Raw genomic sequence first — 12,119 nt, 5'->3', positions numbered from 1 at the left:
CCGACATGGCCGAACAGCCGCTCGTGGTAGCCGCGTTGAGCCCCGCCGACCCGCTCGGCGGCGCCGACCAGGCGGCGCTGGAGCACACCCTCCGGCTCGCCGAGGCGCTCGGCGGCCGCTCGCTGGCGGTCACCGTCGGCCCGGCCGGTGCCGAGGAGGTGCTCCGCCAGGCGCTGGCCTGCGGGGTGCAGCGGGTGCTCCGGATCGACGGTCCGGCCGCCGCCGACAGTGACACCACCGCCCGCGCGCTGGTCGCCGGGCTCGGCCTCGTACCCGACCTGCTGCTCTGCGGCGACCGCTCCAGCGGCCGGGGCACCGGCGCCACCCCTGCCTTCCTGGCCGCCCGACTGGGTGCTGCCCAGGCGCTCGGCCTCACCGAACTATTGCTGCGAGAAGGCGAGTTGACTGCCGTCCGACGGATCGACGGCCGCCGCCGTGAGCAGCTGACGGTGCCCCTGCCCGCCGTCTGCTCGGTCGAGCGCGGCAGCGCCCGGCTGCGGCGAGCCGCGCTGCCCGCGCTGCTCGCCGCCCGGACAGCCGAGATCCAGGTCGCCACGGTCGCCCTGCCGGAGCCCCGGCAGCCGGTCCGGCTGGGCCCGGCCCGCCCCTACCGCCCCCGACCGCTCGTCCTGCCCGCCCCCGTGGGCACCGACCCGCTCGCCCGGATCCGCGCCCTGACCGAGACCGACCGCCCCCGCACGGCCGCCCGGGTGATCACCCCCGCCGGCCCGGAGGCGGCCGTGGACGAACTGCTCGGCTATCTCCGAGAGCACGGCTACCTCGCTCACCTCACCCGGGAGGACGACCAGTGCTGAACACCGACCTGCCCCCCAGAGTCGCCCTGGTCACCGGCGCGGCGCGCGGCATCGGTGCCGCCGTCGTCACCCAACTAGCCGACCAGGGCTGGCGCGTGGTCGCCGTGGACGTCTGCGAGGACCTGCCCGGCGTCGGCTACCCGCTGGGCAGCAAGCAGCAACTGCTCGAACTCGCCGACCGCTGGCCCGAGTCGGTCGTCCCGGTGGTCGCCGACGTCCGCGACGTGACCGCGCTCCGGGCGGCCGTCGCGGAGGCCGAGCAGCGGTTCGGCGGCCTGGACGCGGCGGTGGCGGCCGCGGCCGTGATCGCGGGCGGCCGGCCGCTCTGGGAGACCACCGACACCGAGTGGGACGTTCTGCTTGACATCGGCGTACGTGGCGTGGCCAACCTGGCCGCCGCCGCCGTCCCCGCCCTGCTGCGCCGCCCGCAGCCGCGCACGGGCCGGTTCGTCGCGCTGGCCTCGGCCGCCGGTCATCGCGGCCTCTGGCACCTGGCCGCCTACAACGCCGCCAAGCACGCCGTGGTGGGCCTGGTCCGCGGCCTGGCCACCGACCTGCGCGGCACGGGCGTCACCGCCACCGCGGTCTCCCCCGGCTCGACCCGGACCGCGATGCTGGACGCCAGCGCCGCGCTCTACGGCCTCACCGACATCGAGGAGTTCGCGCAGCACCAGCTCACCGAACGGCTGCTCGACCCCGCCGAGGTGGCCGCCGCCGTCTGCTGGCTCTGCGACCGCTCCTCCTCCGCCCTCACCGGCACGGTGGTCCACGCGGACGGCGGGTTCACGGCATGACGGGCCGCCAGAACTCGACGCAGCTCCACCTGACAGCGGATCAGAGCGTGCAGCTCTGGGAGGACGGCCGGACCCTGCTGGGCGGTTCGCCCTACCGGGTGCTGCGACTCTCCACCCAGGCCGCCGACCTGGTCGGCGGCTGGCTGGCCGGTGCGCCGGTCGCTCCCGTCGCCGCCCACCGCCGCCTCGCCGCCCGGCTGGTCCGGGCCGGGATCGCCCACCCGGTGCACCGGTCCGCCCGGCTCACCGGCCAGGACGTCACGGTGGTGGTCCCGGTCCGGGACCAGCCCGACGGCCTGGACGGGCTGGCGGCCGCCGTCGCCGACACCGCCAAGTTGCTGGTGGTGGACGACGGTTCGAAGCTGCCGATCCCGGGCGCGGCGATCCGCCACGAACACTCCCGTGGCCCCGCCGCCGCCCGCAACTCCGGCTGGCGGAAGGCCGGCACGGAGCTGGTGGCCTTCCTGGACGCGGACGTCACCCCCGAGCCCGGCTGGCTGGAGCCACTGCTCCGGCAGTTCGAGGACCCCGCCGTGGTCGCGGTCGCCCCCCGGGTGCGCAGCGCCCCGGGCCGCTCGCTGCTGGCCCGGTACGAGCAGACCCGCTCCCCGCTCGACCTCGGGCCGGTCGGCGGCGTGGTGCGGCCTGGCAGCAGGGTGAGCTATCTGCCGTCCGCCGCCCTGGTGCTGCGCACCTCCGCGCTGCGGGAGCTCGGCGGCTTCGACGAGCGGATGCGGTTCGGCGAGGACGTCGACCTGATCTGGCGGCTGGCGGCCGGCACCGGCCTGGTCCGGTACGAACCGGCCTCCGTGGTCCGGCACTTGCCCCGCCCGAACTGGCGGGCCTGGGCCAAGCAGCGCTTCGGGTACGGGACTTCGGCCGCACCGCTGGCCCTGCGGCACGGCCGGGCGGTCTCCCCGGTGAAGGTCTCGTTCTGGAGCGCGGCGGCCTGGGCCGCACTGGCCCTCGGCCGCCCGGCGGTCGGGGTGGCGATCGCCGCCGGCACCGCCGCGCTGCTGCCGCGCAAGCTGGCCCCGTTCGGCGTCCCGGCCCGCGAGTCGCTCCAACTGGCCGCCCGCGGCCACCTCGGCGCGGGTCGGCTGCTCGCCGACGCCGTCACCCGCTCCTGGTGGCCGGTGGCCGTCCCGCTGCTGGCCTCGACCCGCGCGGGCCGCCCGCTGCTCGCCGCCGCCCTCGCCCGGCACGCCCTGGACTGGCACCACGACCGGCCCCCGGTGGACCTCCCCCGCTGGACGGCGGTCCGGATCGCCGACGACCTCGCGTACGGCGCGGGGGTCTGGTGGGGCGCCCTGCGCCACCGTACGGTCGCCCCCCTGCTCCCCGACCTGGCCGACTGGCCGGGCCGCGACGGGGTCCAGCGGCCCGCCGACTGACGCACCGTCGCCTGACGGTGCCTCTCGCACTCACCGACGAGCGGGGCGTGGATCACCGGTGGTCGGACCGGAGCTCTCGTCCCGGGGATGCGTTCCGCTCTTCCTTTCGTGTGGCCTCCTCGTCGAGACGGCGCTCGGCTTCGGTCCAGCTGATCGGGAGGCTGTCGGCCGAGGTCGTCCAGAACACGAAAGTCGACTGCTTCATCGTCGGGCGCATCGCCGTGACGATTCGGCTGTGCGGGTCGGTGTCGCGGTAGGCCGCGAGCGAGGCGCGGTTGTCCCACGCGGACAGGGTCAGGAAGGTGCGCTGCAGTGGGCGCGCGATCAGTGATGCACCGAACGCTCCAGGTGCGTGCCGGACTTGGCGCCACGCCGCCAACGAGTTGAGGAAGAACCGCGGCACGTCCTTCAGGCTGCGCACCTCGAACCGTGACGCCATGATCAGTGCATCGGCGTGTTTCGCCGGCGGGTTGGGGACGGTCCAGGGCAGGGTGGGCATGGCATCGACTTCCTTGTGTGACGAGCTGTTGGCGTAGGCAGGCCGGCATGGGTCGTCCTGACGTCCGGTGGCCCTCAGCCTCGGGCCTGCGCCGGCCGGGATCAACGTAGACTTCGCGGGGGCGCCGATAACCGTGCGGTTATCGATCGGGGGCGGGGCGTGGAACTGCGGGACATCGAGATCTTCCTGACGCTGGCGGAGGAGCTGCACTTCGGCCGCACCGCGACACGGCTGCACGTCTCCCAGGCGCGGGTGAGTCAGGCGATCAGAAAGCAGGAACGGCGGGTCGGTGCCGCCCTGTTCGAGCGCACCAGTCGGACTGTCGCCCTGACGCCGGTCGGGCGCCGGCTGCGTGAGGACCTGCAACAGGCGTACGACCAGATCCACGACGGGCTCGCCCGGGCCAGTGCCGCAGCCGGAGAGGTCTGCGGGACACTTCGGTTGGGCGTCATGGGTGCTCTGGGCCACGAGCTGCGGGCCGTGATCGACGCGTTCGTGGAGCGGTACGCCAACTGCGAAGTCTCCGTGGTCGAGTACCACTTCAGCGACCCGTTCGCGCTGCTGCGGTCGGGGCAGGTCGACGTCCAACTGATGTGGCTGCCGGTACGGGAGCCCGATCTGACGGTCGGCCCCGGCGTTCTGACGGAGGGCCGGGTGCTCGCCGTGCCGGCCGCATCCGCGTGGGCCGACCGGGAGTCGGTGTCGATGGAGGACCTCGGCGACTGCACGGTCTTCGACCCCGGCCCCGAGGCGCCCGACTACTGGGGCGAGGCGATGATGCCCCGGCACACCCCGCAGGGGCGCCCGGTACCGCGTGGGCCGTCGGCCCGGACCTTCCACGAAGTGCTCGCCCTCATCGCCGCCGGAAAGATCGTCAGCCCGTTGAACGAGCACGTCACCTGGTACTACACGCATCCGGGTATCACGTACGTGCCGATCCATGACGCGCCGCTCACCGAGTGGGCGCTCGTCTGGCCCACCGCCCGCGACAACCCTCGCCTGCGCGCGTTCACCGAAACGGCACACCACTGCGGCCCTCGGAGCATCACCCACGGCGATCGCGGACTCCGCCGCACCGTCGACGTCCCGCACGGCCACCACGGGGACCGGTCCGCCCCCGCCCCTGAAGCCGGCGGGCGGGAATCTGCCGCCCGCGACTGAACCCAGGTTCGGAGCCGTCAGGTCACAGACGCTGTACGACCTTCCGTCCCACCCGGGCGTCGGCTCCTCCCGCTTCGGCCGTCGCTCGGCCACCGGAGACGACGAAAGACCCCGCCTCTACGATGGGCCGATGGCATCGATCAAGCAGTTCCAAGTCACCTTCGACTGCGCGGAACCTGAGCGCCTCGCTCGTTTCTGGTGCGAGGTGTTGGGGTACGTCGTACCGCCGCCACCGGAGGGGTTTGCCACTTGGGACGCTTTCAAGCTCTCGCTGCCACCTGAGCAGCAGGACGCATGGTTTGCCTGCAGTGATCCCTCAGGCGTGGGCCCGCGACTGTACTTCCAGCGCGTTCCCGAAGGGAAGGCCGCCAAGAACCGGCTGCATCTTGACGTGCGGGTCGGCACCGGACTCGTGGGTGAAGAGCGCCTCGCCGCACTTGAGGCCGAGTGCGCACGACTGGTCCCGCTCGGCGCGGTACACGTGCGAACGCTGTATGACGGCAATGATTCGTGCATCCCGATGCAGGACATCGAGGGCAACGAGTTCTGTCTCGACTGAGTGGCCGCGAACGCGGCACCTTTGCGCCGTCTCGCCCGCACGCATGCTGGGCCTTCAGCTGCATGAGCCGATCGCCGGCGCCCCGTCCCGGCTGGGCAGTGAGCGGAACTGCATCGATACCTCCGTTGGCGCAACGCCAATGCCCGCTGGGGCGAGCGTCCCCTCCCCGCCGAACGGCTTCAGATCCTCAAGCCGAGGACTGCATGACGACCTGCTCACCCTCTCCCTTCGGTTCCTCGAAGCTGGCCAGGTAGCGGTTGAACAGCGCCTCATCCACGGTGACGGCGTTGGCGCCCTCTACACCGCTCCGTACTTCGAGGCGGCGCTCCAGCGTCGTCCGGTCAGCCTTGAGGTGGACCAGTTCCCAGCGGCAACCGTGACTTTCAATCAGCGCCTTGTAGTCGTCGCGGGCGGCGCGACTCCAGAAGCTGTAGTCCACCACCACGTCGCGCCCAGCCAGCATCAACTCGACCAGTTCCTGCCGTTGCTCGCGGCGGATCACTTCCTTGAGCCGGTCGAACGCATCAGCTTCCAGCACCAGGCCGGCATCGCGCTGCCCGAGTCGTTGCCAGACCACTTCGTCGATCGACAACCGGGCGAAACCGCGTCGCACCAGATCCATCGCGTAGGTGGTCTTGCCCGCTCCNAACGACACCCTCGAGGGCACCATCACCCTGACCGCCGGTCTCGGCGGCATGGCGTCGCACCAGATCCATCGCGTAGGTGGTCTTGCCCGCTCCGGGAAGACCGCACATCAGCACCACCGTGCTCAATTGCTCCGTCACGGAGCCAGGTTAGACCCCCGGAACAGTCCACAACGGCACCCAGTCCTTCCGCAGCTTGAGCCCGGACTCCGGCAGCGGCCCGAGCCCCGCCCCTTCAAGCGCGACCGGCAGCATGGTCGAGGGCCGAGGCGGCCTGATCCAGCCCGCTCGGCGAAGGAGTCGGGCGCCCGTCAGGGTGCGGCGGTCCAGGCGTCGTACGCCGTCAGCAGGGCGGCCGTCCAGCCGTCCAGCAGGCGGTGCCCCTCATCAGCAGTAGCTCCGGTGGGGTCGCCCAGGACGCCGTTCGGGGTGACCGCCGCCAGGCCGCCGGTGCGCAAGGCGGGCAGCAGATCCGCCAGCCCGGCGGTGTTGCCGGGCTCGGCCAGGTCGGTGCGGACGGCGGCGGGGCGTAGGGCCAGCATGGCGGAGGTCTCGGTGCGTCCGGCGTGGCTGTCGTCCGGCGGTCCGGACGGGGACCAGGCCAGCACCCGACGGCCCTCCCCGCGCAGCCGGGTGACCGCGCGGTGCAGCGGGGCGGCGTTGCCGCCGTGCCCGCAGACCAGCACCACCCCGGCGAAGTCGTCGGCGGAGCGCACCAGTTCGACCAGCAGCAGCTCCAGCGCCCGCTGCCCGATCGACAGCGTGCCGGGGAATCCGGCGTGCTCGCCGCTCGACCCGTACGGCAGGGCGGGCGCCACCACCACCGACTCCCGGGCCGCTGCCAAGCCCAAGCAGAGGGCGTCGGCCACCTCGGTGTCCACGGTGAACGACAGGTGCGGGCCGTGCTGTTCGGTCGCGCCGAGCGGCACGGCCAGCACCGAGTACGGTGCCAGCCGTGCCGCCTGTGGCCACGTCAGCCCGGCCAGCCGGCGCGGGACGGAGCGGGACGGGGCCGGTTCGGGGGTCAACGGTCAGCCGGTGATGCCGAGTTCGGCGTCCAGGATGTCGAACAGCTCGTTCGTGCTGGCGTCCACCAGGTCCTCGTCGATGCCCTGCTCCTCGGTCTCGAAGAGCAGCTCCCGCAGGTAGGCCGCGAGCGCACTGGCCGACGGGTAGTCGAAGACCAGCATCGGCGTCAGGTTCCGGCCCGCCGCGGTGACCATCCGGTTGCGGAGTTCGAGCGCGCTGAGCGAGTCGAACCCGATGTCCAGGAAGCCCCGCTCGGGGTCGATCGCGTCCGGGCCCGGGTGGCCGAGGATCTCGGCGGCATGGGTCCTGACCACCTGGAGGACGGCCCGGTCGAGTTCGGCGCCGGTGACGCCCGCCAGCTGCTCCGGCAGGGTCTGGCCCTCGCCCTGGTGGGACCCGGCTCGGGACGGCCGCCGGGTCGGCGCCTTGACCAACCCGCGCAGCAGTGCCGGGAGTTCGTCGGCCCGGGCGCGCAGGGCGACCGGGTCCACGTGCACCGGGACCACCACGGCCGCGTCGGTGACCCGCAGCGCCGAATCGAGCATCGCGAGACCGTCCGCGGCCGAGAAGGCGGGCAGGCCCTGCCGGCGCATCCGCAGCAGGTCGGCCTCGGCCAGGTACTGGCTCATGCCGGTGTCCACCGCCCAGGCGCCCCAGGCCAGCGAGGTGGCCCGCAGGCCGGCCAGCCGCCGGTGCTCGGCCAGACCGTCGAGGAACACGTTGGCCGCGGCGTACCCGGCCTGCCCCTGGGCGAGCACCAGACCGCCGGCCGAGGAGAACAGGACGAAGAGTCCGAGGTCCATTTCGGCGGTCAACTCGTGCAGGTACCAGGCTGCGTCGGCCTTGGGGGCGAGGCTGGAGTCCACCAGCTCCGGCGTCCAGGAGCCGATCACGCCGTTGTGCACCACACCCGCCACGTGCACCACGCCGGTCAGCGGGTGAGCGGCCGGGATGCCGGCCAACAGCCCCTCCAGCGCCGCCCGTTCGGCTACGTCAGCGGCCGTGACGGTCACCTCCGCACCCAAGGCCTGCAGCTCGGCGACCAGTTCGGCCGCGCCGGGCGCGGCCGGGCCGCGCCGGCTGGTCAGCAGCAGGTGCCGGACGCCGTACTCGGTCACCAGGTGACGGGCCACCAGCGCGCCCAGACCACCGGTGCCGCCGGTGATCAGGACCGTGCCCGCCGGATCCAGCGAAGGGGCTGCGGCGTCGGCCGGGACCGGCAGCGCGGTCAGCCGGGGCACCAGCACCTCGCCCGCCCGGATGGCTAGTTCGGTCTCGCCGGTGGCCAGTGCGCCGGCCAGCGCGATCCGGGACTCGGCCCGGTCGTCGATGTCCACCAGGACGAAGCGGCCGGGGTGTTCGGCCTGCGCGGCGCGCACCAGGCCCCAGACCGGAGTCTGGGTGAGATCGCCGGGCTCGCCGACCACCGTGACCCCGCCGTGGGTGGCGACAGCCAGCAGCGAGTCGGCGTACCGCTCGTCGGCCAGCCACTCCTGGACCACCGCGAGCACCTGGTTGGCCGCCACCCTGGCCCCGGCGGGCAGGTCCACGGCGGCCGCGCTGATCTCCAGCAGGACGGTCTCCGGCACCTCCGGGTTGTCCAGCTCCAGGTTCGCCCAGTCCACCGGGTCGGGAGCACCGAGCGCGGTCAACGGGAGTGGGTTCCAGACCAGTTGGAAGAGCGAGCCGGCCTGGGCCGACGCACCCGAACCGAGCTGCTCCGGGGTGACCGGACGGAACGTCAGCGACTCGACCGTCGCCACCGGCGCACCCTCGGTGTCCGCCAGCTCGATGCTGATCGTGGTGTCGGTCGGCCGCACCAGTCGGACCCGCACCGCCGTGGCACCCACCGCGTGCAGGGTGACCCCGGCCCAGGAGAACGGCAGCAGGGTCTGGTCCTCGCCGCCCTCGCCGAGGCTGAGCGCGTGCATGGAGGCGTCCAGCAGGGCGGGGTGCAGACCGAAGCGGGCGGCCTCGTCGTGCGACCCGGTGGGCAGGGCGACCGTGGCGAAGACCTCGTCGCCGCGCTTCCAGGCCGCCTGGACGCCCTGGAACACCGGCCCGTAGGCGTAACCCTGGCCGAGCAGCACCGAGTAGAGGTCCTGGACGTCCACGGCGGTGGCCCCGGCGGGCGGCCACTCGGTGAAGTCGAAGGCCGGAGCCGGGGCGCCGGAGGCGAGCACACCCTCGGCGTGCAGGGTCCACGGACCCCGGGCGTCGGCCTCGGCCCGCGAGTAGATCCGCAGCGAACGACGCTCCGTCACATCCGGGGCGCCGACCGAGACCTGGACAGCAAGCCCACCGCGCTCCGGCAGGATCAGCGGCGCTTGGATGGTGAGTTCCTCGACCAGATCGGCCCCGGCCTGCTCGGCGGCCCGGGCCGCCAGCTCGACGAAGCCGGTACCCGGCAGCAGGATGCTGCCCAGCACGTCGTGGTCGGCGATCCAGCCCTGACCGTCGAGCGACAGCCTGCCGGTGAGCACCAGCCCCTCGGTGTCGGGCAGCGCGAGCGCCGCCCCGAGCAGCGGGTGCTCCACGCTCTCCTGGCCGACCGAGGTGACGTCACTGTCGGCGCTGCCGCCGGCCAGTGCATCCACCCAGTACCGGCTGCGCTGGAAGGCGTACGTCGGCAGATCCACCCGCCGGGCACCGGAGTCGGCGAAGAACGCCGACCAGCTGACGGCCACACCGGCGGAGTGCAGGCGGCCGAGCGCGGTGACCAGCGTGGTGGACTCCGACCGGTCCTTGCGGGCCGCCGCGACGAAGACCGCGTCCTCGGACTCGACGCTCTGCTGGGCCAGCCCGGTCAGGATGCCGTCGGGGCCGATCTCCATGAAACGGGACACGCCCCGGGCCGCCAACTCCCGTACGTTGTCGGCGAACCGGACCGCGTCGCGGACGTGGCTCACCCAGTACTCGGGGTCGGTGAACGAACCCGACGCCACCACCGGAATCGACGGCTCGGCGAAGGTCAACTGCTGGACCACCGAACGGAACTCGTCCAGCATCGGATCCATCAGCGGGGAGTGGAAGGCGTGCGAGACGCTCAGCCGCTTGGTCCGCTCGAAACCGGAGGCGATCTCCAGCACCGTGGCCTCGTCACCCGACACCACCACCGAACGCGGGCCGTTCACCGCAGCGATGCTCACGCCAGAGGCCAGCAGCGGCAGGATCTCCGCCTCGGCGGCCTCGATCGCCACCATGGCACCGCCCGAAGGCAGTTCCTGCATCAGCCGCCCACGCGCCGACACCAGCTTGGCAGCGTCGGCGAGCGAGAGCACCCCCGCCACATGCGCAGCCGCGATCTCACCGACGGAGTGCCCGGCCAGGAAGTCAGGCCGCACACCCCACGACTCGACCAGGCGGAACAGGGCGACCTCGAAGGCGAACAGCGCACTCTGCGTGTTGACGGTGCGGTTCAGAAGCTCAACGTCCGAGCCCCAGACCACATCCCGCAGCGAACCACCCAGCTCGGCCAACACCTCGTCGAAAGCCGAAGCGAACACCGGGAAAGCAGCGTGCAGTTCACGCCCCATCCCCAACCGCTGCGACCCCTGCCCCGTGAACAGGAACGCCACCTGCGCACCCGGCCGGGCCTGCCCCGGCACCTCGGCGCCCTCGGCGACGGCCCGCAGTCCGGCCAGCAGCTCGGCCCGGTCCGCGCCGACCACCACCGCCCGCCGCTCCAGGGCGGAGCGGGTGACGGCCAGTGACCAGCCCAGGTCCGCGATCCCCAGCTCGGGGGCGGCCTCGATGTGGTCGGCCAGCTTGGCCGCCTGGCCGCGCAGCGCTTCCACCGTACGGCCGGAGAACACCCAGGGTACGTCCGGCAGTTGGGACTTCGCGGCCTCCGGCTGCGCCTCGACGGCCGGTGCCTGCTCGATGATCACGTGCGCGTTGGTACCGCTCAGCCCGAAGGAGGAGACGCCGGCCCGGCGCACCCGTCCGGTCTCCGGCCAGGCCCGGGCCTCCGTCAGGAGTTCGACGCCGCCCGCCTCCCAGTCCACCTTGGAGGTGCGGTCCGCCGAGTGCAGCGACTGCGGCAGTACGCCGTGCCGGATCGCCTCGACCATCTTGATGATGCCGCCGACCCCGGCCGCCGCCTGGGTGTGGCCCAGGTTCGACTTCAGCGAGCCGAGCCAGAGCGGCTGGTCGGCTGCCCGCCCCTTGCCGTACGTGGCGAGCAGCGCCTGGGCCTCGATCGGGTCACCCAGTGTGGTGCCCGTACCGTGCGCCTCGACGGTGTCCACGTCGGCGGGCGTGAGCTGGGCGTTGGCCAGCGCCGCCCGGATGACGCGCTGCTGGGACGGGCCGTTGGGCGTGGTCAGGCCGCTGGAGGCGCCGTCCTGGTTGGTCGCCGAGCCGCGCACCACCGCGAGCACGGGGTGACCGTTGCGCTGGGCGTCGGAGAGCCGCTCCAGCAGCAGCATGCCCGTACCCTCCGAGCAGCCGGTGCCGTCCGCGTGCTCGGAGAAGGACTTGCACCGCCCGTCCTTGGCCAGCCCGCGCTGGGTGCTGAAGTAGACGAACATGTCCGGGTTGGTCATCACCGTGACGCCACCGGCCAGCGCGAGCGACACCTCGCCCGAGCGGAGCGCCTGGACCGCCATGTGCAGCGCGACCAGCGAGGAGGAGCAGGCGGTGTCGACCGTGACGGCCGGGCCCTCCAGCCCGAGGGTGTAGGCGACCCGGCCGGTCACCAGGCTGCCGTCGCTGCTGCCGAAGCCGTAGTCGTGGTACATCACCCCGGCGTAGACGCCGGTCCGGCTGCCCTTCAGAGCCAGCGGGTCGACGCCCGCGTTCTCGATCGCCTCCCAGGAGGTCTCCAGCAGCAGGCGCTGCTGGGGGTCGATGGTGAGGGCCTCGTTCGGCGCGATGCCGAAGAAGCCGGGGTCGAACTCGGCGGCGTCGTGCAGGAATCCGCCCTCGTGGGCGATGCTCTTGCCGGCCTTGCCGGGCTCCGGGTCGTACACCCCGTCGAGATCCCAGCCACGGTCGGCGGGGAAGTCCGACACGGCGTCGACCCCGCCGGCCACCAGCTGCCAGAGGTCCTGCGGGGTCTGCACCCCGCCGGGGTAGCGGCAGGCCATGCCGACGATGGCGATCGGTTCGACGGCCGCCGCGGTGAGGCTGCCGTTCAGCTGACGCAGGCGCTCGTTGTCCAGCATGGACTTGCGGAGTGCCTCGACTATCTGGTCCACGGACGCGTCCACGGTGTGGGGAT

At 73.0% G+C, this 12,119-nt stretch carries 9 protein-coding genes and 1 pseudogene; 5 read left to right on the top strand and 5 right to left on the bottom strand.

What is annotated here, in order from left to right; translation table 11 throughout:
* Positions 1-5 precede the first annotated feature (5 nt).
* The 3 genes from ASC99_RS08950 to mftF are packed head-to-tail and all read left to right on the top strand — an operon-like array spanning position 6 to position 3,003.
* A complete protein-coding gene (locus ASC99_RS08950) occupies positions 6-815 on the top strand; it encodes a mycofactocin-associated electron transfer flavoprotein beta subunit (RefSeq protein ID WP_057230129.1) in 810 nt (269 codons plus the stop codon).
* The gene (locus ASC99_RS08945; RefSeq protein WP_235502602.1) at positions 809-1,609 is read left to right on the top strand and encodes a mycofactocin-coupled SDR family oxidoreductase; all 801 of its coding nucleotides are present in this window, start codon (positions 809-811) and stop codon (positions 1,607-1,609) included. Before ASC99_RS08950 ends, ASC99_RS08945 begins: the two co-directional genes overlap by 7 nt.
* Positions 1,606-3,003 carry a mycofactocin biosynthesis glycosyltransferase MftF gene (gene mftF / locus ASC99_RS08940; protein ID WP_057230128.1) on the top strand — a complete coding sequence of 466 codons (1,398 nt, stop codon included), beginning with the start codon at positions 1,606-1,608 and terminating at the stop codon, positions 3,001-3,003. The genes ASC99_RS08945 and mftF overlap by 4 nt, the downstream gene beginning before the upstream one ends.
* 52 nt (positions 3,004-3,055) lie before the next feature.
* Here the strand turns inward: mftF and ASC99_RS08935 are convergent, their stop codons facing one another.
* The gene (locus ASC99_RS08935; protein WP_057230127.1) at positions 3,056-3,502 is read right to left on the bottom strand and encodes a hypothetical protein; all 447 of its coding nucleotides are present in this window, start codon (positions 3,500-3,502) and stop codon (positions 3,056-3,058) included.
* A gap of 159 nt (positions 3,503-3,661) precedes the next feature.
* Here ASC99_RS08935 and ASC99_RS08930 point away from each other — a divergent pair, with 159 nt between their 5' ends.
* Positions 3,662-4,663, top strand: a complete 1,002-nt coding sequence (locus ASC99_RS08930; RefSeq protein WP_082598192.1) for a LysR family transcriptional regulator — start codon at positions 3,662-3,664, stop codon at positions 4,661-4,663.
* Positions 4,664-4,793: 130 nt separating this feature from the next.
* On the top strand, positions 4,794-5,222 hold the full coding sequence (locus ASC99_RS08925; RefSeq protein ID WP_057230126.1) for a VOC family protein: 429 nt from the start codon (positions 4,794-4,796) through the stop codon (positions 5,220-5,222).
* A gap of 187 nt (positions 5,223-5,409) precedes the next feature.
* Here ASC99_RS08925 and ASC99_RS42075 read toward each other — a convergent pair.
* The 4 genes and pseudogenes from ASC99_RS42075 to ASC99_RS08910 form a co-directional block, all read right to left on the bottom strand.
* Positions 5,410-5,868 (bottom strand): annotated as a pseudogene (locus tag ASC99_RS42075) (AAA family ATPase); the annotation flags it as partial.
* Between the two features lies 1 nt (position 5,869).
* Positions 5,870-5,986: AAA family ATPase (locus ASC99_RS42070; RefSeq protein WP_369825087.1), on the bottom strand; the 117-nt coding region annotated here is incomplete at its 3' end.
* A 191-nt stretch (positions 5,987-6,177) separates the two neighbouring features.
* Positions 6,178-6,894: a mycofactocin biosynthesis peptidyl-dipeptidase MftE gene (gene mftE, locus ASC99_RS08915; RefSeq protein ID WP_200948295.1), complete on the bottom strand. Its 717-nt coding sequence runs from the start codon at positions 6,892-6,894 to the stop codon at positions 6,178-6,180.
* 3 nt (positions 6,895-6,897) lie between these two features.
* A complete protein-coding gene (locus tag ASC99_RS08910) occupies positions 6,898-12,108 on the bottom strand; it encodes a type I polyketide synthase (protein ID WP_057230124.1) in 5,211 nt (1,736 codons plus the stop codon).
* Positions 12,109-12,119: the final 11 nt, after the last annotated feature.

The sequence above is a fragment of the Kitasatospora sp. Root107 genome, assembly GCF_001424875.1.
Lineage (GTDB): Bacteria > Actinomycetota > Actinomycetes > Streptomycetales > Streptomycetaceae > Kitasatospora.
Note: the sequence above shows the minus strand (reverse complement) of the source record. Positions and strands in the feature narration are given on the sequence as shown.

What these genes read in the sequence shown, in the direction of transcription:
- ASC99_RS08925 (WP_057230126.1), top strand. Translation starts at nt 4,794, where the DNA reads ATGGCATCGATCAAGCAGTTCCAAGTCACCTTCGACTGCGCGGAACCT.
- ASC99_RS08950 (WP_057230129.1), top strand. Translation starts at nt 6, where the DNA reads ATGGCCGAACAGCCGCTCGTGGTAGCCGCGTTGAGCCCCGCCGACCCG.
- mftF (WP_057230128.1), top strand. Translation starts at nt 1,606, where the DNA reads ATGACGGGCCGCCAGAACTCGACGCAGCTCCACCTGACAGCGGATCAG.
- ASC99_RS08935 (WP_057230127.1), bottom strand. Translation starts at nt 3,502, where the DNA reads ATGCCCACCCTGCCCTGGACCGTCCCCAACCCGCCGGCGAAACACGCC.